Origin of the sequence: Methyloferula stellata AR4, from assembly GCF_000385335.1 — a bacterium.
Lineage (GTDB): Bacteria > Pseudomonadota > Alphaproteobacteria > Rhizobiales > Beijerinckiaceae > Methyloferula > Methyloferula stellata.
This window is the reverse complement of the sequence record NZ_ARWA01000001.1, coordinates 2215589-2241958: the sequence shown is the minus strand read 5'-3', so window position 1 is coordinate 2241958 and position 26370 is coordinate 2215589. Positions and strand designations below refer to the sequence as shown.

Sequence of the window (26370 nt, the reverse complement as noted above, 5' to 3'; positions counted from 1 at the left end):
ATCTTAAGCAAGATTAGCTTCATAATAAAACAATCGAAGGTGTGGGGGTATGCCTCGCCGGAATAGACTCCATTCATTTAGCTGATAGCCTTCAAGATCATGAAACTATTCGCTTATCACTTCAGTATCGCAGTTGGAAGATCAATTGAACGGTAACGTGTTTATAGACGAAGTCGATCAAATTCTGACGCATACGTGCGCCAAATTTCCGGCTATAGCCGCGATGCCTCCCAGCGTACGCAAACTTTGCACAAACTCATTTTAGCAAAATTGTAGACGCAGCCGTTGAGACAGATAACCTCCAGACGCCTAGCTTGTTCTCTGCTGATGGATTATGTTATGTTTCCGTCTGTTCATTCAGTAAGAGAACAGCCCTTGATACAGCGCCTCGGAAGGGGTCGAGCTTCTTTCCGTTTTATTTTAAAATGCCTCCGTGCTCGGCGTTAAAGGCCAAAACGGAATCTACCTTGCCGAAGAATTTGGGCCGCCTTTGCCGGGTCTTCGGTGGCGGCAGAGACAAGGTAAGTTGTCACCTCAAGCCGACAGAAGGCCTTTTATACGAGAAGGCCAGTTTGCGCGATCTCGCGGTGCTCGAACCATAGGTGCGCCATGTATCGCCGATTTCCGGATCCACGGCAAAAAACCCAGATAGACACCGCTGAAGCGAAAGCGTCGATCAAATGGTCCCCGCAATCGCCACGGCCCAGCCATCAGCCTTGAGTGACTTGCGAACGGAGCGGATTCTTGCCTAAATTGCTACACTCCTGCAGCGTTTGCCTGTACATGCTGGTCTAGGCACAATTCATAAGCGGATCCGGTATGGACATCCCGTTGATCAACGGCGTGGCCCATTCCTACAATATATCGAAGACTTAGCGGCACTTGCAGAATAAGCTCCGAATGGGCCTTAACCGATATGAAATTGTCCATTGCCATCCCCGTTTATAACTTTGCAAATTTCATCCCTGAAACGCTGAACTCGATCATCGGACAAGAGCACGGCAATACGGTTGAGATCGTCGTGACCGACGGCGCTTCTACGGATCGAACGCCCGAGGTGATGGCCGAGTTCTGCTCCAAATATCCGAACATCATTTATAATCGCCTTCCCCAGAAAGGCGGCATTGACCGGGACATGGCAAGCGCACTGGAAGCCACTCACGGAGAATATGTTTGGCTCTTCAGCGGCGACGACATCATGCATCCCGGATCTCTCGCGACAATCCTTGGAGAGATACGCTCAGGGGATGACATCTATATCTGCAAACACATGGAATGCACGGGATGGATGGAGCCGCTTTTCGAATACCCGGTTCTCGAACCGGACATTCCTGGCGTATTCGACCTGTCAGATCCGGTCCAGCGCCTCGCCTATTTCAAACGCGCGATCAATTCCGAAGCCTTCTTTAGTTTCTGCAGCGGCCTGATCATCCGCCGTTCGACATGGGATCGGGTTCCGTTGGACGAAAATTTCGTCGGTAGTTGTTGGGCCCATTGCGCACGCTTTTTTTCGCTCATGCCCAAGGGTTTGAGAGTCAATTATCTAGGCCGCGTGCTATTAAGCCGCCGCGGCGAGAATGATTCCTTCTCCGACAAAGGTCTCGTCGAGCGCTACAAGATGCAGGTAGACGGATTTCACGATATCGTTGACGCGTTTTTCGGACAAAACAGTCCTGAAGCGCGCGAAGTGCGCCGGGCCATAAGATACGAAATTCATCCCCTCATGACGCTCATCTTGAAATTCCTTTGCTATTTACATCCAAAGATAGAGGATAAGGCGCTTCTCGACAGGATCGTGGCGCGTGCATATCAAGATCCATCGTGGGAATGCATAAAAGTTCGACTGAAATATGCACTGATCCCCAGTTGGGTTATCCGGCGGAAGCACAATAGAGAGTGCTTCGCCTACGACTACCCAGAGGCGTACAAAGCGGATCAAGCCGAAAAGCGAAAGGTTTATCTCGGCACTCTCCAGCAAAGGTAAGCACTTCGCATCATGTGAGCTGCTCGCGGACTACTACCCGTTTTTCAACGCCTTTGCAGCCCGAACTAATTTACCGAGCCAGTTTATGCGAGGCCTCTGTATCGATTCGGCGGGCGAAAGATCGGCCGCGACATACACATCATTCGGTTCGAGATGCCGCCACAAGGTGTAACCGATACTTTGCATATAGGCTGTATAATCATCTTTTTTGAAAAGATTTTCCAGTATTATCACGCGTGGGCTATATTTTGATACTGATAGCCCTCTCATTACGTTGAGTTCCCATCCTTCGACATCGACAGCAAGAATGTCGATATGCTGAACGGTCGGCTCATGTAATTCAAGTATCGTATCGAGCCGTCTCACTTTGACAGAAACGCTTCTGGTTTTCGTCTTATCCTTTACCGTTTCATGAAGTTCGTGAAACTCATCCTTGATCCCAAGCGACGAAAAGGATTCGAAGGAAACTGAACCGCCGAGATAATCAGCCCCCAGAGAATCGACGATGAAAAAATTTGCATCATCAGATTCGACGTCGCTGCAGGCATATTCATAAACATTATATCCCAATGCACGATGCAAAGCGCAAAAGTCCGGATTGGCTTCGACCGCGATGATTTTCCACCCGAGGCTACGGAAACTAGCGCTGATCGACAGGAAATCCGGACGGGCGGCACCAATTTCTACAAAAACACCGCCATCGCTTTTACCCTTGAAGAAGGCCTCTCGGACTTCGCGGTCCACATCCATTTCAGCGGCCATCCAAGAAACTCCGTCGCAACGCCATAGTCGAATTTCTGCAATCTACATTTCATACCCTTTCTAATCAATGGCGCCCGTATGCCCTTAGTCTTGAAGAGCATATCCAAAGATACATGTTCCTTTGCCATTTGGGGGCGGAAGAAAGCCAGTGGGAGTCTCGAATGTCTGTTGCCAAGCGACCCGTTCGGCGGTGTTGGCACGAAAGCAGGTTATTATACGATGCTCGCCACTAAACTCGTTGGGCGTGCACGACGGAACGACTTGCGCAGATCTATCGACCCTAATTGAGAGCTTCGAATTTAAGAGCAAGAAGCAGACCGAACTACAATCTCACCTAGAAGCCAGCGGCGATCGAACATTCGAACTCCAAGACATCTGGTATGCTTTGCCAAACTGACAATCGGTCAATGACAAGGTCTTACCTAAACAGCTCGCGGAATCGACCCAACATCGATTGCGGCTTATTTTTCTGCGGGTAAAGTCCTTGATTGACTCCCGATAAAAGCTGCTGTCTCGCGGCAGGCGCTTTGGAGACGAATTCGGCAGGCCATTCGATAACCGGACCTATGGGACGAGCCCAGGCGGGTCTAAAGCTGCAAAATACAATATGCTGGGTGGAGCCGGAGACATTGACCCCGCCGGCATGGACCGTGGAATGCAAAAATATGACGGCATCACCGGCCTTAGCCATCAATGTCACGGCATCATCTTTGAGCTCTTCCATATCCGTGCCTGGAACGAGATGATACATGCGGTGACTGCCCGGCACGACAGCAAATGGCGCGTGCTCAATGGTCATATCCGTCAAATAGCAAGCCACATTAACCCATACCGCACTTGTGTTGCGGTAATCACCCTCCCTCTCGCCGATGCCATAATCGACGTGCAATGCGGTCCTCTGGGGCTCAACCCGAGCCCGATCGAAAGATTTCTTAGCAACGTAGTCAGCTTTGAAACAGACAACGTTGTCTCCGATAATATTTTTGACCGTCGACAAGATTTTTGGGTTGTCTAAAACGCTGGTGAATGAAGGCGCCGAGCAAAAGGCCTCAGTCCCATCTCTCACATTTTTTTCCAAATCAAAATATTCTATCTCACCCATAATCTTATCAAGTTCGGCGTTGGAAAGAGCTTGCGGCACCACGATAAAGCCGTTCCCAGCTACAAAAGCACGCTGCTCCGATGCCGACATGGTGTCCCAGTTGCGATCAAGCACAGCTTCCGGAATTTGCATCACACCGCTCACTTTACGGCCTCCACTTTAGACCCTGATTAAAGGCCCCCTCTCCAAGTCTGGTTAGGGTCCGCCATATTAGCATTATTTCCATATTCGCAGGTTCACTTTAGCGCCTGGATATCCTATCGATGTTTTGTCTTTGCTTCAGGATCAAAGGTCATCATGTTCAGCTTCCCCCAGCTTTTCAAGATAAGGCTTTGGCAAACAAAATCGTCTGACAGGCCAAAGCGGGAAGGATTGATGTGGAGCTCATATTTGCCGAAGCCGCCACAACCAATTTCAGAAAATGATAAGTTTCACCAAGAGCTTGGAACGGCGCTAAATCGATGCCGTTCGTTTCCGTACGATCTCGACGTCTTTGCGCGCATCGAACCCGAAATAAAATATCTGAAGCATCTCACTTCACAAGAGAAAGTTGGGCTAGACCTAGGAGCAAACCTCGGGTTCTATTCAGCCCTGCTCGCCCCGCTTTGCAGTCGAGTGATTGCATTTGAAGCAAATCCGCAATTGATCCCATATCTCATGATCAATACTCATCGCTACGGCAATGTCACTGTTGTACCGCTCGCAGTTGCCCGACAGGCGGGCGAGGCCGTTTTCAACATCCCCTTCATCGAGGGAGAGGATCCTATCGGTTACATGGGCATGGGCGGAATTACGTCTGGCGATTTTCTCACAAAACTGGGCGTTCTCGGCGCCCCGATCCGGGTGCAAACGATCCCCATTGATGCGTTGGCTCTAACCGATGTGGGATTTATGAAGATCGATGTTGAAGGAAGCGAACACGAGGTACTGGAAGGCGCGCGCACGACAATCGAAAGATGGCGGCCGGCAATAATTGTCGAAAACGAGTTTCGCCATAATCCGGAATGCACCAAAGTGTTCGAATTTCTCTTGTCGCGCGGGTACGAAGGCTATTTTGTCGACCGCGTGACGCTTGAGCTTACGCCATTCGAAAAGTTCTCGCTCGAGGCCAATCAAAAGGCATTGCTTGATGAAAAGTCGGATATTACCGACAACGACCGATATATTTATAATTTCATCTTTGTGCCGCGTGAGGCAAATAATCTGAGGGAAATCTGCAAGGCATAGGCGGGAGAACACACGGCACAGCTGTGCATGGTATCTCGTTCTTTTGCCTCGGGAGCAGCGGGCATTAATTGGACATACCAGCCGATGAAATTAGCGATTATTTCCACTTACGGCGAAGTATGCGGGATTGCCTCTTATGCCCGGGCCATTGAGAAGACCTTCAAACATCGGTTCGACGTCACGGTCTTCGACCTGAAAACCGCAGCCTTAATTGCCAACGAAAAACTGAATGAGACGGCGGCGGCGGAAGAGCATATTGATCAAATTTGTCATATGCTGGCTAATTATGACTGCGTCAACATACAGATGGAATGGGATTTATTTGGCCGAAGCATAGAAGCGATCGAGCGGAGAGTGCTGAAGCTATGCCAGGCAAGCAAATGCCTCATTATCACGTTGCATTCACTGCATTTGTTTGTACGTCCCAAGCCCTGGCAGGACATGCATCATCGTGTTTTTGAATCACTCAAAAAGCGTAGTACGAAGCAACCATATTGGATCATCACTCACCTCCCCCGCGAAGCGGAGTTGATGCGATCAGTCTTCGCCATTGAAAATGTTACTGACTTTCCGGTTGTCTACCTTTCGAATGAGGAAGTGGCCACATATCGGCAGCTTGATAAAACTGCTTGGAAAAAGGACCTTGGCTTCCAGGAAGATGATATCGTCATTTTGCGTGCCGGCTATCTCATGCCCCACAAAGATCAGATGGTATCCATAAAATCTTTGGGTCTTCTTCCTCAACAATATAAGCTTGCGTTCGCAGGAGGCGAATATCCGCCTATCATTCAAACGAATGAAGTTTCAGCACTCGTAAAAGAGGCGACGGAATATCTGGATAATTACGATGAGGCGGCTCTAAAGGCCCGTCAACATTATGGCGCTGAAGCAAGGACGCTAGGCGATCGCATTCGCTTTCTCGGAAACATCAGCGATTCCGAACTTTATACCGCGCTCGCGTGCACGGATTTTGTAACAATCACTCACCTTGAATCCGGACAAGGCGCCTCCGGTATTGCCTCCATTGCTTTGCAATTGGAGCAGCAGGTTATACTGAGCTATAATCGATTATTTTTGGAGTATAATAAATATTATAGGGGTGGATTCAGTTTCTTCACGATGGGCAATCACTACGAGCTTCGTGATAAAATCCTGAATTTCAAACCAGCAACCAAGGCACTTTTGGGGGATTATGGAAAAAAATACTCGCTGGATAAACTAGCGGAATTATTCCGATCGATTTATCAAAACATGCTCGACGGAAAATTCAACAATGCTGGACAGTCTATCACGATCGATCGCCGCGAGGTTACTGCCGAGCCAAATGTTCGCCCTCGAACCGGCCAAATGAGCTCGTTCATACGAAAGCATTTTACAAACAACAGCTAGTCTCAAATGTCATGGGACAACGCATAGTTCTAGAGGATCACTCGGCCTATTACCTTCCGAAATGCCACAGGCGCTTTAATGCAGCCATCTTGTCACCGACAAGTGATTTTTTCCTTCCTTGCGACAAGAGCTCGCGCCAAACAGGATTTACTGCCGCTAAGCTAACAGACATCGCATCTAGTTTTCGAAAGACCAAGCCCGCGAATCCATATGGCATCCCCTTGTATTCGCAATCCTCGCGTCCTTCAGACCACCGAGGTTCGTCAACGAGGACGCAATCACTAATCGCCGCCATTAGCCTTTCGCGGATATCGCGAGTCATATAAAAACGCCGCACACTCTTTGGCTTATACGTGTCGGGCTGACCATTTTCTGCGAACTGGACAGTCAGAACGGCCAGCCCTCCCGGCCTAAGAAATTCACCGATCATCCGGACAAATTGCACATCTTCATCAACATGTTCGAGCACTGAGATGCTCAAGACGAGATCGTAAGACCCAAGCTGTGCGTTCGGCGCGATATAGAAGTCCCGTAATGTCATTCCATTGACGTTGCGGTCAATTTCGTCGATCCGGTATCCTTGAGCCCGGAGGGTCGCCACCGCTGTGCCCTCAAACGAGCCGGCGGCCAGGATACGGGGGTTCGGGCAATTTGCGAGGAAACGTAGAGCTGTGTCGAGGCCAAATGCCTGCTGGACATTTGCGCGTTCAGTTTTGCGCGAAAGCATATCCGGAGCAAACTTTGCCAAAGCCTCGAGCGCCGGGCGATAGGCCGCGCGCGACCGATCGTCGAGCATTTTATTGAAACCACGGCGATCTGGAGTCATACGGCTTTCGTTGATCGACGCAATCGCCTCACGAATAATGGCATTCCATTCCGCTGCCGCTTTGTCCGGCGCCGCAGCTGCGCGAGCTGCTTCGAACATAGACAGATCGCCGGCGGCGATGTCAGCCAAACTTCGATCTTCTATGAAAATTGATGGATTTAAGTGGAACAGGTTCCGAAACATCGAGGAGCGAGTTAGCGCAAACGGACGTCCACAAGCCAGTGCAAAGTCAGCACAACTGGAAATTCCATAATCTGCCTTTTCTTCATATAGAAATGCGTTGATGCTATTTGAGGCCAGGAAATCGATTATTTGTGCATTGTCGAAAAAGTAATGGGTGATAACCAAGTCTATGCCGGGTTTGGTGATCGCACGACGGCAACTGTCGGTAACTGCTTCCAGAGCTTGATCAGAAACAATCTCCGGCACATCATGTTTAGGCAAATTCAATCGGATAATTGCCCGTTCGAACTGTTGGTTCACGAGCCCGCAAAGCCGATCGAAGCCTTTTCCGGGTGTCGCGAATCCGAACGATCCCACTGTGAAAACTTCGGGCGGCGGAGGAAGGTTAACGGGTGTGGCAATAAGAAAGCGCGGGGCGCGCAACGTTCCAGGATTGCGCGGTACTATTGTCGGATCGAGGTAAATAAGAAAATCGAACGGATAGGGCTTTGCTCTGTCTGCGATCTCTTGCGTTATCTGATGAAATAAGCCGAGTAGAACGACATCCAATTCCTTAAGCGGTGCAGCAACCAGCCAAGGCATCGTGAAAGGATGGTGGTTAAATAGAATCACGTCCGGATCGATTCGATCCGCGACAGATTTCAATTCATCGAAATTTGAGCACTCGACATAATGCCAATCGATTGTGTGATCCCTCGAAATGACTGCGAATAGATTTTTTCCGAATTGACTCACGCCGCAGCGGTCACCCTTGTGAGATACGATTAAGCCTTTGACCATTTTCAATTCCCGCGCACTCGAAAGATGCTCCCGCCGCGACCGCAAAGCAATTACTGCGGCACCCATCACATCGCGCTCGCTGCCCGGGCGGCTTTTGAGCGTCGAAGGGGTCAATGTATGCCCGTTTAGGGGTCCATGACCTTCCTAGCACTGCTGTCGTGACTCTTGCATCGGTACCGCCGCCTGTGCCATCACTCGGAAATCTCGCACCGATAGGACAGTTTCCCCCTCGCCCGGACCTCTACGAGATGATCAACCAGTCAAGTCAGCCAGCATTACGCCATTGCACGAAAAGTTCACGCCAGGCTAATATCATCCTCCGAGTATAATAGTTGAGCTACTCAGTATGATAAAGCGAATTTCCCGTTGCCGTGTGAGTCAGTCCTCTAACCTGATCCCTATTCTATCCCTAGGAGATCAAGCCCTCACAGGCGTCTTTCCCGCGAGTCGAGAAACACCGGTAACTGTCGGGCCGCTCGAACTCGTGTGGTGTCCTGATTCTGGGCTCGTGCAGATCGCGCATACTTACGAAGCAAGCGAGATGTATGGGGATAATTACGGATATCGATCAGGACTGAACCAATCGATGGTTCGCCACCTCGGACAAAAAGTGGCCCACCTTGAACGGCTTGCGGAGCTATCGGCAGGCGACGTCGTGCTCGATATAGGATCGAACGATGCGACTCTGCTTAAGTCCTATTCAGTCCCTTCGCTGACGAGAATCGGCATAGATCCAACAGGCGCCAAGTTTCGTGCCTATTATCCAGATGACATCAAGTTAAATCCCGACTTCTTTTCTTCGCGCGCTTTTGAAAGTGTTTCCAAGCGCCAGGCAAAGATCGTGACGTCAATTGCCATGTTCTACGATCTGGATGATCCTACTTGGTTCGCCCGCGAGATAGCGCGCGTACTTGCTCCCGACGGGTTATGGCATTTCGAACAAAGCTATATGCCGTCCATGCTCCGTTTAACGTCCTACGACACCATCTGTCATGAACACGTTGAATATTATTCGTTGAAGGTCGTGAAGGATATACTTGCCGCCGCCGACCTTCGCGTCCTGGATGTGCAAATGAATGCGGTGAACGGTGGCAGCTTCGCGGTGACCGCGGTTCACAAGGATTCCCCGCGGCAAACCAATTCCGCCATCGTCGAGTGGTTGCTCGCGCAAGAAGAGCGGATGGGGCTTGGAACGCCACGGCCTTACCGCGATTTCGAAGAGCGCGTGTTCCGGCATCGCGAGGACCTTCGGCGGTTACTGCGGGCGTTGCGCGATGATGGCAAGCGCATTCTTGGATATGGCGCATCGACTAAGGGCAATGTCGTGCTCCAATTCTGTGGCATCGGGCCAGAGCTTGTCGAGGCAATTGCCGAAGTCAATCCCGATAAGTTCGGGTGTTTTACACCAGGAACGCATATTCCGATCGTTTCAGAGAGTGAAGCGCGCGCAATGGAGCCTGACTACTTTCTGGTTCTTCCATGGCACTTCAAGGACGGCATTCTGCAACGAGAGCAGAAATATCTTGCCAACGGTGGAAAGATGATTTTTCCTTTTCCGGAAATCGAAATCATTTAAGAAATCTTGCTGATCTATTAGCTGTTCAAATCGCTTAGTTTATTGAATTTACAATCGTTCGCCCTGCAGCAATTCGCTCCACCAAGGATACTTTTGCGAGAGCAATAACGGTTGACGTCTTAACATAGTATATTTCTTTTAAATAACTGCGCATTAAACGAGTGCACTCGAATATTGACGCGGTTGAAAATATCCAATTGTCACTAGTACTGCCCGTGATCAATAAAAAGGGCTCGGCGCGAACCCCAAGGTTATGGCCCCATTATGTCACTACCAATGAGCTAAGGTAAGGCCACTATGATTTGGGGCGACTATATGGGGCTAAAGACGCTTTTCCGAGGAATGACGCGTCGCTGGTTTCGTCCCTCATCAGGACAACCCGGAGCCGCAAGCAACGACTCCACATCAATAAATCCACTCCACCGCCCAAAACTCTCGCTATGCATCAGCACGTACAACAGGGCGGCGTGGCTGGCGAAAAATCTAGAGAATTGGTCGCAACTCTATCCCCTTCCGATTGCGGACGTCGAGATTCTCGTATGTGACAACGCTTCCACTGATCGCACAGGCAAAGTCGCCGCCCGTTATCGTCATCGCCCGGATTTTTCCTATCGCTGCAACCCGAAGAATGTCGGGATGCTCGGCAATCTCCGAGAAACGGCGCATGCGGCGAAAGGCGATTATATCTGGATCATCGGCGATGATGACCTGATCGTACCCGGAGCAATCGAACGCGTGTTAGCTGCAATCGAAGCGAATTCCGGAGTGTCCTTGATCTATTTGAACTATGCCTTCACCCGAATCGACGATGCCCGCAAGGTACGGAACTTCGCCGCCTTTTTTCGAGAGGCCATTCCAGTAGTCCCACCGGAACCCGATTGCACGGGACCAATCAGGACGATATGCGCGCGCAACGAAAATTTCTTTACAGCTATCTATACTCTTGTCTTTCGCCGGGATCACGCGGTGGGCGCCTATTCTCAGGATACAAGCGGGCGTCCATTTTCCACGATGTTGACTTGCATTCCGACAACCTATTACGTGCTTAATTACTTGATGGATGAACCTAGCGTTTGGATTGGCGAGCCACAGATTGTTGTCAACATGAATGTGTCGTGGATGCGCTATGCGCCTCTCTGGATACTGGAGCGCATCCCCGAAGTCTACGATACGGCCGAACGAAAAGGCGTCCCAAAGGACGAAGTAGATCGCTGGCGGCGTCATACGCTCCCCGGATTCATCCATTTTTTTAAGACGATTTTTCGAGACGATCCAATCGGCAATGCAGAGTTCCTTTCTGCGGCAAGGGCCATCCGGCGCTTTGCCCAGCTTCCAGAGTTCGAAGAATTCAGGCCGGAACTAAAAGCTGTCTATGAGGAGGCTCATCGTGCCGGTCATGTTGCAGCCAAAGACCCGGTCGAACTTGTTTTTTCCGACTCTTCGAATGAAGGCGCATTCGGCGGCTAGATTCATCGCTCTGCTCCGTCCAATAAAGACGCGATAGACGTCTATTCCCACAGATTGGATAGAACGGGCGGCGCTCATGCCATTTATAACAATCTTGTTCTGTTCCTGTCGCGTCCGTGCCCCAGCTACAAATAGCGTGCTATCGACCTGAAGTCTCGAAAAGCACATCTCCATCGAGATCTGCAAGATGATCAAGAATTTTACCAATCACTCCGCCAATGAGCGCACATTCCTCGCCTGGGTCCGCACGGCCATCGCCGTCATGGCCTTCGGATTTATCGTGGAAAAGTTCGATCTTTTTCTGGAGGTTGCGGCGCCATCGCTGGCCGGCCGCGCCTTGTCTCTGCCCGGCCAGAAATTCGGCAATATTGCCGGATTAGCGCTTATCATCCTTGGCACGGCCATGGTCGCCATCGCAGCCGTGCGCTTCCTGATCAACGCTAAGTACATCGACAGTGAAGACACACGTCCCTATTCCGGGTCACGGATCGATGTGGCGCTCGCCGTGCTGCTTGTCTTTCTTGGAGCCGCTCTTTTCGTTTATTTATCACATGCCCTGATCACCACACCATGATTGTGGCTCGAGCCGTTCTGAGCAACACGATCGGCCCGCGCCTGAATTGATCGAGGACCAGGCATTTCATCAAGGTGCTTAAGTACCTCGCACAAATTGACTTGAAATCGCCAATAACCACGGGTATTTGCGCCGCTGGCTATGGCGTGGATCCTTCGAATGGAAACAAAGAGCTTCTCGATTCCAGGGCCTGTCCTTTTGCATCCGCGCAAGTTCGAAGATGCGCGCGGTTTCATGTCCGAAGCCTATAATCAGCGCGCGTTCGAAACAATCTTGGGCGACGTGCGCTTCGTCCAGGATAATCACTCGCTCTCACGATCGGCAGGCACGATTCGCGGAATGCATTTCCAGGCCCCGCCAACCGCGCAAGGCAAGCTCGTGCGGGTGGTCCGCGGCTCCATCTTCGACGTCGCGATCGACCTCAGACGCGGCACGCCCAGCTTCGGACAATTCGTCTCCGTTACACTCAGCGCGGCGAATTGGGCACAGTTTTGGATTCCCATCGGTTTTGCGCATGGTTTCTGCACCTTGGAACCGGATACGGAAGTGATCTATAAGGTTACGGACTATTACAGTCAGGCGGATGATCGCGGACTTGCCTTCGACGATCCGGCGCTTGCTATTCCTTGGCCGGTCGACCCTGCGCAGGCTGTTTTATCCGATAAGGACAAGGTCCATCCGCGATTGGCCGACCTGCCCGTCTATTTCAAGTAAAGCCTGGAGCAACGCCAATGCGAATCTTGGTGACGGGAGGCGCGGGTTTTATCGGGTCGGCCTTCTGCCGCCATCTCGTCAAAGAGATCGGCGCAGATGTCCTCAATATCGACAAACTGACCTATGCCGGCAATCTCGCGTCGCTGCGCGAAATCGATTCAAATGCGAACTATCGTTTCCTCAAAGCCGATATTTGCGACCGGGCAGCGATCGAAGAAGCCTTCTCAAGCTTTCAGCCAGACGGCGTCGTGCATCTCGCGGCGGAGAGCCACGTCGATCGATCGATCACGAGATCAGGCGATTTCGTCGAGACCAATGTGGTCGGCACTTACCAGATGCTCGAATGCGCGCGGGCCTATTGGTCGTCGCTCGCAGGCGAGCGTAAGGCGCAGTTCCGTTTCCTGCATGTCTCGACCGATGAAGTCTATGGCTCGCTCGGGCAGGAAGGCCATTTTCAGGAGACGACGGCTTACGATCCCTCTTCGCCCTATTCCGCCTCGAAAGCCGCAGCCGATCACTTGGCCTCGGCCTGGCATCGCACCTATGGGCTTCCCGTCATCATCTCGAATTGTTCGAATAATTACGGCCCCTATCATTTTCCGGAAAAGCTCATTCCGCTCGTGATTTTGAACGCGCTGCACGGCAAGCCTTTGCCGGTCTATGGCGATGGCGGCAATATTCGCGACTGGCTCTTCGTCGCCGATCATGCGCGCGCGCTCTTCACCATTTTGACGCGTGGACGCCCCGGCGAAAAATATAATGTCGGCGGCCGCAACGAACGGCGCAACATCGACGTCGTTTTGCGCGTCTGCGAGACACTCGACCTGCATGTGCCTTGCGCTTCGCCGCGCAAGTCCCTCATCAGCTACGTGACGGACCGGCCCGGACATGACCGGCGCTACGCGATCGATGCGACGAAACTCGAAACGGAACTTGGCTGGCGCGCCGAAGAGACCTTCGAGACCGGCATCGAGAAGACCATCCTCTGGTACCTCGAAAACGAATGGTGGTGGCGGCCCTTGCGAGACAAGGTCTATGCTGGCGAGAGGCTCGGATTGATCGAGACGGCCGCCCATGGCACATGAGCGCCGCCTCCGGCTGGCGGTGACCGGGCGCAATGGCCAGGTCACGCGCGCTTTGCAGGATCGCGCCGGGCCGGATCTCGACGTGCTCGCCGTGGGGCGGCCGGAGCTCGATCTTGCGTCGGGCGAAGACCTGCAGGCGCTGTTTGGCGCGTTGCAAGCCGACGCGATCGTGAATGCCGCGGCCTATACCGCGGTCGACAAGGCCGAAAGCGAACGCGATCTCGCGCTTGCGATCAATGCAAAGGGGGCCGGTCGCGTCGCACACGCCGCAGCCATGCTCGGCATTCCGATCATTCAGCTTTCGACGGATTATGTCTTCGACGGCACATCCTCGCGCCCCTATCGGGAAGACGATCAAACCACGCCAGTCAATCATTACGGCGCCTCCAAGCTTGCTGGCGAAGACGCGATCAGAGCCGCCACGGCCAAACATGTGATCTTGCGCACAAGCTGGGTCTACGCGCCGCAGGGTCAGAATTTTCTGCGCACCATGCTGCGGCTCGCGGAGACCCGCGATGAAATCCGCGTCGTCGCCGATCAGATCGGCGCGCCGACCTCGGCGCTCAGCATCGCGGCGGCGATCGAAAAAATCGCACGCAATCTCAAGGACCGCCCGGACCAAGATCGCCTCTACGGCCTGTTTCATCTGACCGATGGCGGCGAGACGAGCTGGGCCGGCTTCGCCGAAGAGATCTTTCGTCTCTCCAAATCGCAGGGCGGCCCCGCGGCGCGCGTGATCCCCATCACGACGGCCGAATATCCGACCCCTGCCCGGCGGCCGGCCTCCTCGCGGCTCGATCTGACCAAAATCGGCACCGAACATAGCGTCGTCCCGCCGCATTGGACCGAAGCCCTGCGCACCGCCATGGCAGCGCTGGCGATGGATTCAGGCCTCACGCCGCCAGAGCAGCGGCTGCATTTGGAAGGCTGACAGCATGAAAGGCATTGTTCTCGCGGGCGGGTCCGGCACGCGCCTTCACCCGCTGACGCTTGCCGTCAACAAGCAGCTTCTGCCCGTCTACGACAAGCCTATGATCTTCTATCCCGTCTCGGTGCTGATGCTTGCCGGAATCCGCGAGATTTTGATCATCACCTCGCCGGAATTTCTCGATGCCTATAAACGCCTCTTCGGCAGCGGCGCACAATATGGCGTGTCGTTCGACTATGCGGTCCAGCCGAAGCCCGAAGGGCTCGCGCAAGCCTTCATCATCGGGAGCGGCTTCGTGGGCACGGACAATGTCGGCCTCGTCCTCGGCGACAATATTTTCTTCGGCGCCAATATGAGCCCATTGCTGCAGAAGGCGCGCGAACGCGCCAAGGGCGCGACGATCTTCACCTATCATGTCGATAATCCGGCGGCCTATGGCGTGGTGACGCTCGACGGCAACGGGCGGCCACTGAAGATCGTCGAAAAGCCCAAGCAACCGGATTCGCCATGGGCGGTGACAGGCCTTTATTTCTACGATAACCGCGTGCTCGACATAGCCGCTGGTTTGAAGCCCTCGCCGCGCGGCGAATTGGAGATCACGGACGTCAACCAAGCCTATCTGGACGCGGGCGACCTCCATGTGGAGCCGCTGCCGCGCGGCTATGCCTGGCTCGACACAGGCACGCAGGACAGTCTTCTGGAGGCGGCCGAGTTCGTCCGCACCATCCAGCACAGGCAAGGCCTGCAGATCGCCTGTCTCGAGGAAATCGCCTTTCTCCACGGCTTCATCGGCCGCGACCAGCTCCTGGACCGCGGCCACCTGTTTGAAAAGACGCCCTATGGGCAATATTTGCTGCGCCTGGCCGCCGAGCATAAGTGAGGGCCCTCCGGGGGCGAGAGCGGGCTGTGCTTTGGTCTGGATTTCCCTGCTTTTCGCTCTTGGAAAACCCTCCCGAATGCCCTAGATGTGGCTCGCGAAACGGGCGCTGACCTTCCGCGTCCGCCGGCTCCGATGGCGCGAAAAGCGCGGCGCTAAAGCCGCCGGCCATTTTGGGAGCACGACCAAAGTCTCTGATTGATCAGCGGTTTTGGGGGATAGTTCAACGGTAGAACAGCGGACTCTGACTCCGTCAATCTTGGTTCGAATCCAGGTCCCCCAGCCACTCAACTCACTTGTTCTTTATCGGCGCTGCTAACTTCACAATTAGTTGGCTTGGCATATGTCTGGAGATTTATCCGGACAGGCTTTGCATCGCGCAGGGCTTTGTGGGCAAAGGCTTTCATATGCAGCCAGCGCGTAGCACCGCGTTCGGCTTGACGCTTGGGTCCAAGGTTCTTGTCTTCTCCGCGCATTTCGGGGAATAATCATATCTGCGCTATGACGACGATAGAAAACAAGAAACGCCGAGGGCTCTCATGTCACCAAAACTTCTCGCTCCCCTGGGGCTCGCATTTTCCGCCTTGCTCGTGACGGCGGCTCCTTCCTTCTCCCAAGAATCGGGCGGTTGCGGCGGTCTGTTTGGATTTCTGTGCCCTTCGGCCCCCCCGCCGCCTCCACCTCCGGTCGCCGAGGCCCAGCCGGAGCCTCCGGCGCCTGCCCCCAAGCCGAAAAAAGTGAAAAAGCCCAAGAAGGCCGCAGCCAAGCAGCAACCCGCGGCTGCCCCGCAATAATCGCAGGAGAGAGGTGCTTCACACGCAGCCTCTGCTCTATGAACGGCGATCGCTGGGCAATTCGCCAGCATCAGGCGGCATCGGTGCGACACGCCGCTTGAGTCCGGCGGTTGAGAGCGGGATGCACTCAAAACCGCTCACACTTGCCCTCATTCCGCTCTTGCCGTATCCCGCTCGGCCGGCGGACAAGGAACCGCTTCGAAGCGTTCCTATCGTGTCTCGGGCGTTTTTGTGCCGGGTGGTATGCCCGCATCGGAATTCGGCCGCACGGTATCGCTTTGCGGACCGCCGAGCAAAGCTTGGGGCGCGCGCGGGCTTTCCGGCAGCGGAAGCGCCGGCACGTCAAAATCGACGCGGCAGCGCTCCCCGCCGGGCAATAGATTGCCTTCGTTCTTGAGTTCGAGACGAACGCCGTAGGTGGCGCTCGCCGCATCGAACACGCGGTCGACGACGGTGACGGGCGCCTTGTAGATTCCGCCGATCGGCTCGTCTGGATGGATCGTGCCGATCATCCCGATCGGGATCTTTCCGTAATAGGAAACCGGGATATAGGCCTCGACATGAAGCGGATTGAGTTGGACCAGCGTCATGATAAAGGCCTCCTGGTTGACGAACTCTCCAACCGAGAGATGCTTGTCGATCACGAGACCTGTGAGAGGGCTTTTGATAATACGAAGATTGAGCGCAGCCGTGGCGCGCTTCGTTTCGATCCCCGCGATATTATGCTTTAGCATTTCGGAATTGAGATCGCGCTCTGCGATTTCGTAATCCGCCTGAAAGCCCTCAAGCTTGTCTTGAGAGACAATATCCTTTGCCGCAAGCGGCCCGGCGCGGTCGAGCTTCTTGCGCGCGAGATTGAGGCGCGTCCGTTGCGCCTCAATGCCTTCGACCGAGTTCGCCTGCGCTTCGGTAAGATCCAGATTGGCTTGCTCGACCGTGGTATCGAGTTTGGCGATGATCTGACCGGCCTTGACCTCGTCGCCGCGTTCGACGTCGACTTCCGCGAGAATGCCGGTAACCGAACTCCCGATCTTCACCTTTTGCGCGGGCTCCATGATGCAGTCGAACGTCTCGGCCTTCGCGGGCAGTACGCTCCAGGCGCATGCGCCCGCCGTTAGAACCACGACAGCGCTTCGGGTGCCCATCAGGACGGATCTGCTAGGCGTGATCATTCGGAGCCTCCAGTGAATGCATTGAGGTGGCGTTCGGACGTGTCGGTTCGCAAGAGGTCCAGACGCATCTGCCGATGCAGTCCCTCCATCTGCCTTTGCTTGCGCAGCAGCAATAATTCCGGCTTGCCCAAACGCCGCATGATCAGCTGCTCGATATACCGCTCCAGCCACAGCGACCGAGCCGTCGTCATGAGAGGATCTTCAAGCGACAGAAAGGCTTGAAAGCAGCCAGGCTCCCCTTGCCTGGCACAGCGGCCGGCAAGCTGATCGTCGATCCGGCGTGCATCGTGACGCTCGGTCATGATGACGTGAAGCCCGCCGAGCGCGAGTGCCTCCGGCGAGACTTTGATATCCGTGCCCCTGCCGGCCATGTTCGTTGCGATCGTCACGCGGCCGACCTGGCCGGCTTCGGCGACGATCTCGGCCTCCTTTTGATCCTGAGCCGCACTCAGGACAAAATGATCGAGCCCGATCCCGGCAAATAATTCAGACAGATGATCCGACGCAATAACCGAACGCGTACCGACCAGCACAGGGATGCCCTTTTCCGAAAGACCCTGCACCCGGTCCATGACGGCGCTCCATTTCTCCGCTTCCGTCGCAAAAATCCGATCCGGAAGCATGAGCCGCTGCGGCGGCCTATGTGTCGGTATCGCGGCGATGGCAAGCCGGTAAACCGACCAGAGTTCCTTTGCGATCGGACGCAGGGTTCCACTCATGCCCGAAAGCACCTTATAGCGGCGGAACAGCTTCTGATAGGTGATGCGCGCGATCGTCTCCCGATTCTGGGAAACCGGGCAATTTTCTTTCGTTTCGACCATCTGATGAAGGCCGGCGCTCCACACGCGATCCGGCATCGTCCGACCGGTATATTCGTCGATGATCACGATCTTGTCGTCGCGAACGAGATAGTGCTCATCACGATGATAAAGATGAAGCGCCGCGAGCGCCTGGATGGCGAGTTCGTCGCGTATGATCGCGCTTTGCCAATGGGATGAAAAACCCCGCGAGAAAGCCTCGACCTTCTTCTGTCCTGCGAGCGTCAGAAGAACGCGGCGCTGACTTTCCAGCAGGACGAAGTCCGACTCGGGCTTGAGACGCTTCGCGATGCCGATCGCCTCTTCGCCCGTCTGAGCATAAATATCGGTAATGGCGGGCGCCGAGATGATCAGTGGCGTGCGTGCCTCATCGACGAAGACGCTATCGGCTTCGTCGACGATCGCAAAATGGAGACCGCGCAACCGCAGGCCAGAGATGCGCGCGTCGCGGCTATGCAATCGCTCTAGCTTCAGACGCAGATTATTGTGATGTTCGCCCAGAAGAATACGGTCTCTCAGATAGTCGAACGCCAATTCCTTATTGGTGCAATAGACGACATCGCACGCATAGGCCCGCTGGCGCTCGTCGAGCGACAGATCGGCGACGACCGTGCCGACCGTAAGCCCCAGCCGCTCATAGAGCGGCCTCAAGTGAGCCGCGTCGCGCGAGGCCAGATAATCGTTGACGGTGATCACATGGACCGGAAACCCGGCGAGAGCCGCCGCGGCCGCGGCCAATGTCGCCGTCAGGGTCTTGCCCTCGCCCGTTGCCATTTGTGCCAGCATGCCGTTCAGCATGGCATAGGCGCCGAGCATCTGGACGTCATAATGGCGTTGTCCGAGAACGCGTCCGGATATCTCGCGAATGACGGCAAATGTCCGCGCGACTGTTCTCCGGTCGAAGCGTTGCGATCTGCGCAGCAGATGCGCCTCTTCGGCGAGCATACGGGCAAGCTCGTCATCGCTCGCATCCGCGCAACGCCCAGCTTGCGCGGCGACCAAGGGAAGAACGCGCGCCAAATGTCTGACACGATGCCTTGCAAGATGGGGTACGAACTGGGCCTGAAGCCAGCGCCAGCTTGCCTCAAGCGGCTGATCGGGCGGCACGGCGCGTTCGGGCCGAAGCGCGAGCCGCGGAACGGCAGGTCCGCTCTGAACGCGCTCTATGATCGCTTGATCAGACATGGAAGTGGCTAAGGAAAGCCTGCCGGAAAGCGCGCACGAAACGCCAAGCGATCGGCTCCTTGCCGAAATCGAACAGCACGAAGGCACGTTCGCCGGCGTAATCGACAGGTACGGACGAATCCAAGGCAATATCGAATTGGAACAGTCCGAATAAGGCCTGCGGCTTCGGCGATTTCGAGTTCGGATCGACCGCGATCGTACCGCCGCCCTGCGTCGTCAAAGCCATGCTCGGGACTTCTTGCTCCGCCGAGGGAATCTCGCGAACGATTTCCGCCGCGTGGACGGTCGAGAGATCGTTGGCGAAACGCACCAGGACGCGCTTCGTCCTTTGCCGCACGAGGTCGACATCGCCCTGTGTTACGATCGTGCGGACCGTCACATCCTTCTTCCCGATTACGTAGCCGAGAAGCTCGCCTTGCTTAACGAAGCGGCCCGGCAGGTCATCCGCATGCAGGGCGACGAAATGCCCGCTTTCGCTCGAACTCACGCGGAGATCCGCGTTGCGGCCAGCGAGGACGGCAATGGCTTTTTGAATGTGATTGATCTGCTCGGTCAGAATTTCCGCTTGCACCCGATCTATCAGTCGAGCGGCGTTGTAGCGCTCTTGCAGTTCGTCCAGTTGCGCATTGCGCACGTCGACTTGCGACGCGATGATCGGATCGTTCATCTTGACCAGGACATTGCCCGGCGACACGTCCTCGGATGGGAGGACGGCGTCGATAAATCCCGACGTGCGCGCTCTCACCTCGGAGCGGTTTGGCATCCATAGCACGCCTTCCGCGACGGTCGCGTAAGGCAAAGGGAGCAGAAAAAGCACGAAAATGACAATAGCCGCGGTGCCCCCGACGGCGCTGAAGGTACGCCGCCTATAGCCGTCGAGGCGCCGGTCGTAGAGCAGGTATTTTGCACCCTTGACGCAAGGCATGACGAAAATGGTCGTAAGCGCCCAAAGCGCCATTGCAATGCCGAAGAAAAAGAACCGGCTCGCAAGAAACAGCGCGATTCCGATCGAGACCGTCGTCCGGTACAGAAACGAACTGATGGAATAGAGGAAGAGCCAAGGCTCCTCACCGCGCCCAGTTGCCGGACTGTCGACCTGATCGAGGCCAAACACATAGTGCTGAAGCAGATAGAAGACATATTTGTTCGAGCGGTCGGCAAGATTCGGAATCTCGATGAGATCCGACAAAATGTAATAGCCGTCGAAGCGCAGCAGCGGATTGCCGTTGAAGATGAGTGTGGACACGCCGCCGATCAGCATGGTGTTGAACGCAACCGTTCTGAGCAGCCCTGGCGAAGCATTAACCCAGACAAAGGCCGCGATCGCCGCGAGACCGAGCTCGACCATGATTCCGGCTGCGCCGACGATGATCCGGCGCCGCTTCTCGATGAAGGCCGCGGAACTCGACGCATCGACATAGGCCACAGGCACGAAGACCAGTAGCATCACGCCGATCTCATGCACCTCACCGCCCCAGCGCTTGGTCGCAAAGGCGTGCCCAAGCTCATGAAGTGTCTTGATGACCGGATAAATCAGCAGAATGACGACAATGTTCTCGGCCGCGAGCGCCCGGTCGGTCACGTTCTGGGTGAGTTCGGACCAATGAAGGATGACAAGAACCGCGGCGGCCGCGACAAGAACACACCAGACAAAAAAGCCAAAGGCGCTGAAGATCGGCCTCACCAGCGGCATCATGAAACCGACGAGCCGATCGGGATCGAAAAGCGGAAGCCGGAACGAAAGCGGGCTGCGCAGGCGCTGAATAAGCTCACGCCGGTTGTGGCGTTCCGAGCGTTCCGAAAGCTCGTTGAGATCGGGCGAGAATTCACTTTGGAGCAGATCCGACGCATGCAACTGCGACAGGAGCTGGATCGTCTCGTCCTGGGTCGGCGGCTGGTCCGTCGCCTTTGCCGCGACCGCGTCCCAGATCTCTTGGACGGTACGCTGACCGTTCATGAGACACAGCATGAGATTGACCGTCGGAGAGACGCGATGGAAGCGCCCCGTGTGATGATCCTGGAGCACGTACCAGACATCGCCCCGGAAGGTGTGGCGGTGCAGTTCCGCGTGCGAGCGCAATCGCGGCTTCAGGTTTGCAAACCGATACCATGAGGGGCTGAACAACGACCGCATCGCCGACCTTATGGCATATATTGCCACGCCCAAATGCGCAGCCAATCGACAAGCGAATGCGTCCAGATCCAGATCAGCCGCCGCCGGCCGATATCGATTTTCGCGACGCCTTCCATGCCCGGACGGAGCCGGTCGGAATTTTCGGTGAGCAGGCCTTCCACGCGGAAGCTGTTGCGGCCGGCCTTGGCCTCGGCGATCGGGGTCAGCTTGTCGACGACAAAGGTGAAAGGTTCGTCGGGGAGCGCATTCGTAATCAACGACCCCTTCTGGCCAACCTCGATGGCGCCGATCTGGCGCTCATCGACCGAGAGAATGACGCGATAGCCGTCGAGCGGCGCGATCTCGAAGAGAACCTGGCCGCGATTGACAGAGGCACCGATCAATTGGCTGAGATCGCCCGACACCACAAGGCCGTCGAAGGGCGCGCGAATGGTAATGCGCGACAATTGCTCGTTCAGCAATTTGATCTGAGCATCAGCCTGGGCGATCTGACTTCGCGTCACGTTGATGGCCGCCGGCTCCCGCCCTGCCAAGGCCTTGTCATACTCATAGGTCCGCTGCTGGCGTTCCGTGACCCAGCGCAGGCGCTCAAGCGCGAGATCGCGGTCATCGAGCGCGGCGAGCTGCTGGTCTTTCTTGACGGTGTCGCCAGCGCGGACGTTAGCTTCGCGGAGGAAGCCGTCATAGGCTGCCACAACGGCACGCCGGACCAAACCCTCGATTTGCGCATCCGCATCGACGCGGTAAATGTCGGTCGCAAAATAGAAAAAACAGGACGCAGCGATCAGCGCGAGGGCTACTGTCTTGCGCACGAGATGACCTGGACCCAGCAGACGGATGGCCTGCGCCCGCAAGGCCTCGCCCAGCTTGACGACCACCCACCGGTCGTTGCGGCGTTTCTCGTCGAGGACCGGACCGATGCTCGCAACCACCGTTTCGAGAAGCTGCATCGTCGGCGAGTCAAAGGCTTCCTGACGAGGCCGCTCGAAGGTCATCGCGCCGACGAAACGATCGACGCTGAAGAACGGAACGGTGAGGAGCGCCGAATCCGCCTGAATACGGGAGAGCTCGGCATGCGCCGCCGCGGCGACATTGCCATTCGGCACAGGAAAGGCAATGACGCACCGTTGATCGACGGCTTCGTTCATGGCTGCCGTCAGATGCGAAATCAGATTCATTTGGCGCCGGAATTGCGACGTATGCGATATGGCCACGACATGAATCGAGCGGCCGCGCACAAACCCAAGACTGACCTTCGTGCAGTTGAATCGAAGCGCCAGCTCGGTCACGACCGCCAAGGCTGAGGCCTGAAAGCTTTCGTGCTCAACCGATGAGGCAAGAAGATCGAGCGCCGTCCGCGATTGATCGAGAAGATGCCGTTCCGTCTCCGAGTGCGCCTTGCGCAATCGCTCCCGCACCCATGCCGCACCCCATTGGAGTTGGCGCAGCGAAGCACGCGGGTCTTGCGCGGTCGCCAATCCCGTCAGCGCAATGGCAACGGCCCCTTCGACGGTCTCATCGATGAGAATTGGATAGGCGATCGTGCATCTCGCGGCGTCCGCGCTCGCGGTCTCCGGCCGGTCATTGCGGCGCAGGACGCCGTGCCGTTCAAGAATGGCCGTCTTCGCTCCGTCGACGAGATCAGGCACTTTTCCGGCATTCTCAGGCCAAACGGCCGCCGGCTCGAAGACGCCAGCCTCGGCGCCGGCCAGCATGAGAAGACCGCGGCTCGCACCGTCGATGGAACGGCATTGAAGCGTGAGCCAAGCCGTATAAAAAGCCGCTTGGCTTTCCGTGCTGCTGATCTGCTGCCACAGGCCCGATTCGAGGGGCGTGACCGACCGCGCCTCGTCCGACCGCTGATCGAATGGCGCTTCGCCCATGTGCCCTGCCTGAAACCTCAGCGACGCCGATGCTGTCGCCTATACCTGTTCAATATCAAGCAGAAATGTCAATGGCGCCGAATCGCGACTCATATTCGCTCAAGACGTTGCCGAGGACGGTCGCCAGCCTTTTTGCGGCGAACGGAGTCAGGATAATGCGATGGCTCAGATCGACCGTGACCTCGCCGCCGGTTTCGGGGTTCCAGGTGCGGTTGGTTCCGAAGAAAAGATCCACCTGCTCGCGCGTGCTCTGAACGTTAACCACATTGGCAAATGCCGTCTGCATGGCGGCTTCGATCCAGCGGATTTGCGCGGGTGTGGTCCCGCCCGCCGGTGAGGCCGCCGGCTTATTTTGCTTCTCGGATGTTGTCATCACATGCTGTCCTGCGCTGGCGCCATCGGCTGGCTGCCTCAATATTTCACGACGAGGCCAAGCGCGCCAGTCATGGTGGATGGCTGCAAGGTCGTTTGCGCCGGCTGCAATCCGTCTATCACGACCGAATGGTTGGCGCGCGTATAGAGCCCTTCAATCCGCAAAGCGACATGATCGGCGATCAATGTTTCCATGCCGAGACCGCCTTGAATAGCCGAGAAATCATGGCCGCTGGTTTTCACAGACGGATTGATCGCCGCGAAATAGGCCTGCTCCGGCACGAATCTGATCTCAGCCGGGCCGACCTTTCCATAAAGGAGAATGGTCGGGCTGACCAGAAAGCCAAGGCGCCCCGTGACAGCGGATACCCGGTCGATGTGAGCGAAGCGATGCACCACCGGATTAAGCCCGGCCCCCACATCGTCGTCGAAGGTGGAATTCGTCCAGATCGTGTCGACGGCCGCGCCGACGACGAAATAATGCAGGAGTTGAATATCGCCGCCAGCCAGGAAACCCTTGGCAAAACGCAAGTCCGAATAAGGGCCCATGAGCCCGAATATCTTGTCATAGCGGCTGACCTGCCCCGCCCCAATGCCTAGGAGGCCGCCGCCATAGATGGACGTCCAACGCGGATCGGGCGAAATGAAGGGATTAGCCCAGCTGATGACCGGCAGCGCCGTCGAATGCGGCAAAGGATCGAGTTTGAAGGCGAGACCGACGGTGACTTGGAAGAATGACGGCCGGTAATGATCGAAACCCTGATTAAGAACAAGATCGGAATCGCTCTTGGTATAAGTTCCCTCGATCCGAAGCGCGAAATTATTGGTAATCAGATGTTCGATCCCAAGGCCGGTCTGCGTCCCGGGAACCGTGTGATGGAAATTGGATCCAGGGCCTCCAAAACCTTGAACGCCCGCGAGCTGAATGCGGCTGTAGCCCACGCGGCCGTAGACCATCGTGTCCGGCGTAACAACAAGGCCGGCGCGGCCGGAGACGGTGGAAATCAGATTGGATGTCTGCAGAAAATCGATGCTCGCGCCATTGAGCCGGAACGCGCCATTTGTGAACGTGGCGTCACCTTCGACGCCGAGAACGATGGCGCCGAACTGATAGTTGAAGCCTGCGTAGCCGCCTGGCGCCGCACCATTGATGCGCCCGATCCTTGTATGATTGTTCAGCGCGCCGGAAAACAGGGTCGAGTAATCGTAATGCGTAAACGCATCGGCAAGGCCCATATGGCCGCCGACATAAAAGCCCGTCCAATCCGGCGCGGCCGGGACGATCTGAACCTCGGGCACAGGCGCGAGGTCGGCGGCCTTAGCTTCCCCCGCACCGGCGAAAAGGACGGTGAGGGCCAACCCAAATGCTGCAAGACAGCCGGAAGCCAGCAGGCGCTTTTCCGTGCTTTGCGTCATACGCGGTGCAGGGTAGTGTCGCGGCGACGCATAAATGGGATGCTCGAGCGGCCGTGCCGAATACTGATTATCTTGTCGTTGACGAGTTTCTGAAAACCGAACTCGATGCGAAAGCGCTTGACTTCGCATTGCGGTGCGGAATGATCGACCAGCTTGAGGCGGGGGCATGTTCATTTAATCAGCTTCCTGTTCGCAATGTCGCTGGTCGCCAAATGCTTGTTGAGCTCCTCACCGCAAATAACATCATCCGGATGGATGTGGAGCAGATAGGTCTGACTTCGTCTTTTCGTACGGCCCTTGCGTTTCGCGAGCTTCTTGAAGCGAAGATCGCATTCGCAGAAGAAGTTGCGAAAGACATTAGTCTATATCTTCCATCCCTAATCGATAATTTGCCACATTTCATGGGAAGTTCCACGACCTTCCAGCTTTTCCGCTACGATCGTTGTTTCGAGGCCACACCTGCGAACCTGGAGCTGGCGCGACGCTGGATGCGGTTCACGACCGCCCTCACGCGCCACGAGGGTCGCGTTCTGGCAGATCATCTCGATCTTCAGGGCAACACGCATCTTCTCGACATCGGAGGCAATAGCGGCGAGTTGGCGCTTCAACTTTGCAAGGCTTTTCCTGAGCTGAAAGTGACATCCTTCGATTTGCCGGTCGTCTGCCAGATCGGCCTCGAAAATGTGCGAACCCGCGCCGGGCATGAGCGAATCGCCTTCCAGGCCGGAGATATGCGGCGCGACGACCTGCCATGTCATATGGATGTCGTGACTCTGAAATCTGTTCTTCATGACTGGCCCGAAGACCATGCAGGCACCCTGCTCCGAAAAGCGGCCCAATCCCTTCGGCCGGGCGGCAGGCTTGTGATCTTCGAACGCGCGCCCTTACACGCGCTAAACGGCCTATCCTATGCGCAGCTTGCGAATCTCGTATTCTTTCCCTTCTTTCGGCCCGCGGACCTCTATTTGCAGATCCTGGCGGCGCTGCCTTTCACCGAAGTGCATCACGAGATCATCCGCCTGGAGATGGATTTCCATCTGATCACGGCGCGGAAAGCCGCATAGCGGCACTAAACTGGCCATCGATCCCCGAAGAACGGGCAGGAGACAGATAGGCACGGCG

The 26370-nt window shown here is 55.6% G+C and carries 20 protein-coding genes and 1 tRNA gene; 12 read left to right on the top strand and 9 right to left on the bottom strand.

Annotation, left to right across the window (positions count from 1 at the left end; all coding sequences use genetic code 11):
* The first annotated feature begins 916 nt into the window (after positions 1-916).
* A complete protein-coding gene (locus A3OQ_RS0110950; RefSeq protein WP_020175433.1) occupies positions 917-1984 on the top strand; it encodes a glycosyltransferase family 2 protein in 1068 nt (355 codons plus the stop codon).
* A 33-nt stretch (positions 1985-2017) separates the two neighbouring features.
* On the opposite strand, the gene A3OQ_RS0110945 is transcribed toward A3OQ_RS0110950, so the two are convergent.
* Together A3OQ_RS0110945 and A3OQ_RS0110940 are read right to left on the bottom strand one after the other, a co-directional pair.
* Positions 2018-2746, bottom strand: coding sequence for an FkbM family methyltransferase (locus A3OQ_RS0110945; RefSeq protein WP_020175432.1), 729 nt, complete (start codon positions 2744-2746; stop codon positions 2018-2020).
* Between the two features lie 418 nt (positions 2747-3164).
* Entirely contained in the window at positions 3165-3992 is an 828-nt protein-coding gene (locus A3OQ_RS0110940; protein WP_244427131.1) for a phytanoyl-CoA dioxygenase family protein, read from the bottom strand.
* A gap of 153 nt (positions 3993-4145) precedes the next feature.
* Here A3OQ_RS0110940 and A3OQ_RS24060 point away from each other — a divergent pair, with 153 nt between their 5' ends.
* Positions 4146-5075: an FkbM family methyltransferase gene (locus A3OQ_RS24060; protein ID WP_083931567.1), complete on the top strand. Its 930-nt coding sequence runs from the start codon at positions 4146-4148 to the stop codon at positions 5073-5075.
* An 84-nt stretch (positions 5076-5159) separates the two neighbouring features.
* The gene (locus A3OQ_RS0110930; protein ID WP_020175429.1) at positions 5160-6464 is read left to right on the top strand and encodes a glycosyltransferase family protein; all 1305 of its coding nucleotides are present in this window, start codon (positions 5160-5162) and stop codon (positions 6462-6464) included.
* A 49-nt stretch (positions 6465-6513) separates the two neighbouring features.
* Here A3OQ_RS0110930 and A3OQ_RS0110925 read toward each other — a convergent pair whose 3' ends face one another.
* Positions 6514-8367, bottom strand: coding sequence for a methyltransferase domain-containing protein (locus A3OQ_RS0110925; protein ID WP_244427130.1), 1854 nt, complete (start codon positions 8365-8367; stop codon positions 6514-6516).
* Positions 8368-8599: 232 nt separating this feature from the next.
* Between A3OQ_RS0110925 and A3OQ_RS0110920 the strand changes: the two genes are divergently transcribed.
* From A3OQ_RS0110920 to A3OQ_RS0110880, 8 genes are all read left to right on the top strand, one after another.
* Entirely contained in the window at positions 8600-9829 is a 1230-nt protein-coding gene (locus A3OQ_RS0110920; protein WP_026595720.1) for a class I SAM-dependent methyltransferase, read from the top strand.
* A 342-nt stretch (positions 9830-10171) separates the two neighbouring features.
* Entirely contained in the window at positions 10172-11296 is a 1125-nt protein-coding gene (locus A3OQ_RS0110915) for a glycosyltransferase family 2 protein (protein WP_161607330.1), read from the top strand.
* A 187-nt stretch (positions 11297-11483) separates the two neighbouring features.
* Entirely contained in the window at positions 11484-11870 is a 387-nt protein-coding gene (locus A3OQ_RS0110910) for a YidH family protein (RefSeq protein WP_020175424.1), read from the top strand.
* Between the two features lie 159 nt (positions 11871-12029).
* Positions 12030-12584: a dTDP-4-dehydrorhamnose 3,5-epimerase gene (gene rfbC, locus A3OQ_RS0110905; RefSeq protein WP_020175423.1), complete on the top strand. Its 555-nt coding sequence runs from the start codon at positions 12030-12032 to the stop codon at positions 12582-12584.
* Positions 12585-12601: 17 nt separating this feature from the next.
* Positions 12602-13669 (top strand): dTDP-glucose 4,6-dehydratase, encoded by a 1068-nt coding sequence (gene rfbB, locus A3OQ_RS0110900; protein WP_020175422.1) that lies wholly within the window; start codon positions 12602-12604, stop codon positions 13667-13669.
* Positions 13659-14600, top strand: coding sequence for a dTDP-4-dehydrorhamnose reductase (rfbD, locus tag A3OQ_RS0110895; RefSeq protein WP_020175421.1), 942 nt, complete (start codon positions 13659-13661; stop codon positions 14598-14600). Before rfbB ends, rfbD begins: the two co-directional genes overlap by 11 nt.
* A gap of 4 nt (positions 14601-14604) precedes the next feature.
* The gene (gene rfbA, locus A3OQ_RS0110890) at positions 14605-15477 is read left to right on the top strand and encodes a glucose-1-phosphate thymidylyltransferase RfbA (RefSeq protein ID WP_020175420.1); all 873 of its coding nucleotides are present in this window, start codon (positions 14605-14607) and stop codon (positions 15475-15477) included.
* Positions 15478-15686: 209 nt separating this feature from the next.
* Positions 15687-15760, top strand: a tRNA-Gln gene (locus tag A3OQ_RS0110880).
* A 717-nt stretch (positions 15761-16477) separates the two neighbouring features.
* Here A3OQ_RS0110880 and A3OQ_RS22075 read toward each other — a convergent pair.
* The 6 genes from A3OQ_RS22075 to A3OQ_RS0110845 all read right to left on the bottom strand — a co-directional run bounded on the left by A3OQ_RS22075 (position 16478) and on the right by A3OQ_RS0110845 (position 25248).
* The gene (locus A3OQ_RS22075) at positions 16478-17440 is read right to left on the bottom strand and encodes an efflux RND transporter periplasmic adaptor subunit (RefSeq protein ID WP_152428404.1); all 963 of its coding nucleotides are present in this window, start codon (positions 17438-17440) and stop codon (positions 16478-16480) included.
* The gene (locus tag A3OQ_RS0110865) at positions 17437-19443 is read right to left on the bottom strand and encodes a preprotein translocase subunit SecA (RefSeq protein ID WP_020175416.1); all 2007 of its coding nucleotides are present in this window, start codon (positions 19441-19443) and stop codon (positions 17437-17439) included. The genes A3OQ_RS22075 and A3OQ_RS0110865 overlap by 4 nt, the downstream gene beginning before the upstream one ends.
* The gene (locus A3OQ_RS0110860; protein WP_020175415.1) at positions 19436-21523 is read right to left on the bottom strand and encodes a PqqD family peptide modification chaperone; all 2088 of its coding nucleotides are present in this window, start codon (positions 21521-21523) and stop codon (positions 19436-19438) included. The genes A3OQ_RS0110865 and A3OQ_RS0110860 overlap by 8 nt, the downstream gene beginning before the upstream one ends.
* Positions 21524-21585: 62 nt before the next feature.
* Positions 21586-23460: an RND family efflux transporter gene (locus tag A3OQ_RS22070; protein ID WP_020175414.1), complete on the bottom strand. Its 1875-nt coding sequence runs from the start codon at positions 23458-23460 to the stop codon at positions 21586-21588.
* 55 nt (positions 23461-23515) lie between these two features.
* Positions 23516-23833, bottom strand: a complete 318-nt coding sequence (locus tag A3OQ_RS0110850; protein WP_026595718.1) for a DUF3467 domain-containing protein — start codon at positions 23831-23833, stop codon at positions 23516-23518.
* A gap of 38 nt (positions 23834-23871) precedes the next feature.
* Positions 23872-25248 carry an outer membrane protein gene (locus tag A3OQ_RS0110845; RefSeq protein WP_026595717.1) on the bottom strand — a complete coding sequence of 459 codons (1377 nt, stop codon included), beginning with the start codon at positions 25246-25248 and terminating at the stop codon, positions 23872-23874.
* A gap of 140 nt (positions 25249-25388) precedes the next feature.
* Between A3OQ_RS0110845 and A3OQ_RS0110840 the strand changes: the two genes are divergently transcribed.
* Positions 25389-26312, top strand: a complete 924-nt coding sequence (locus A3OQ_RS0110840; RefSeq protein ID WP_244427129.1) for a methyltransferase — start codon at positions 25389-25391, stop codon at positions 26310-26312.
* Positions 26313-26370: the final 58 nt, after the last annotated feature.

What these genes read in the sequence shown, in the direction of transcription:
- A3OQ_RS0110845 (WP_026595717.1), bottom strand. Translation starts at nt 25,248, where the DNA reads ATGACGCAAAGCACGGAAAAGCGCCTGCTGGCTTCCGGCTGTCTTGCA.
- A3OQ_RS0110945 (WP_020175432.1), bottom strand. Translation starts at nt 2,746, where the DNA reads ATGGCCGCTGAAATGGATGTGGACCGCGAAGTCCGAGAGGCCTTCTTC.
- A3OQ_RS0110910 (WP_020175424.1), top strand. Translation starts at nt 11,484, where the DNA reads ATGATCAAGAATTTTACCAATCACTCCGCCAATGAGCGCACATTCCTC.
- A3OQ_RS0110840 (WP_244427129.1), top strand. Translation starts at nt 25,389, where the DNA reads ATGATCGACCAGCTTGAGGCGGGGGCATGTTCATTTAATCAGCTTCCT.
- A3OQ_RS0110850 (WP_026595718.1), bottom strand. Translation starts at nt 23,833, where the DNA reads ATGACAACATCCGAGAAGCAAAATAAGCCGGCGGCCTCACCGGCGGGC.
- rfbD (WP_020175421.1), top strand. Translation starts at nt 13,659, where the DNA reads ATGGCACATGAGCGCCGCCTCCGGCTGGCGGTGACCGGGCGCAATGGC.
- A3OQ_RS0110920 (WP_026595720.1), top strand. Translation starts at nt 8,600, where the DNA reads ATGATAAAGCGAATTTCCCGTTGCCGTGTGAGTCAGTCCTCTAACCTG.
- rfbC (WP_020175423.1), top strand. Translation starts at nt 12,030, where the DNA reads ATGGAAACAAAGAGCTTCTCGATTCCAGGGCCTGTCCTTTTGCATCCG.
- A3OQ_RS0110865 (WP_020175416.1), bottom strand. Translation starts at nt 19,443, where the DNA reads ATGTCTGATCAAGCGATCATAGAGCGCGTTCAGAGCGGACCTGCCGTT.
- A3OQ_RS0110930 (WP_020175429.1), top strand. Translation starts at nt 5,160, where the DNA reads ATGAAATTAGCGATTATTTCCACTTACGGCGAAGTATGCGGGATTGCC.
- rfbB (WP_020175422.1), top strand. Translation starts at nt 12,602, where the DNA reads ATGCGAATCTTGGTGACGGGAGGCGCGGGTTTTATCGGGTCGGCCTTC.
- A3OQ_RS22075 (WP_152428404.1), bottom strand. Translation starts at nt 17,440, where the DNA reads ATGATCACGCCTAGCAGATCCGTCCTGATGGGCACCCGAAGCGCTGTC.
- A3OQ_RS24060 (WP_083931567.1), top strand. Translation starts at nt 4,146, where the DNA reads ATGTTCAGCTTCCCCCAGCTTTTCAAGATAAGGCTTTGGCAAACAAAA.
- A3OQ_RS0110915 (WP_161607330.1), top strand. Translation starts at nt 10,172, where the DNA reads ATGACGCGTCGCTGGTTTCGTCCCTCATCAGGACAACCCGGAGCCGCA.
- A3OQ_RS22070 (WP_020175414.1), bottom strand. Translation starts at nt 23,460, where the DNA reads ATGGGCGAAGCGCCATTCGATCAGCGGTCGGACGAGGCGCGGTCGGTC.
- A3OQ_RS0110950 (WP_020175433.1), top strand. Translation starts at nt 917, where the DNA reads ATGAAATTGTCCATTGCCATCCCCGTTTATAACTTTGCAAATTTCATC.
- rfbA (WP_020175420.1), top strand. Translation starts at nt 14,605, where the DNA reads ATGAAAGGCATTGTTCTCGCGGGCGGGTCCGGCACGCGCCTTCACCCG.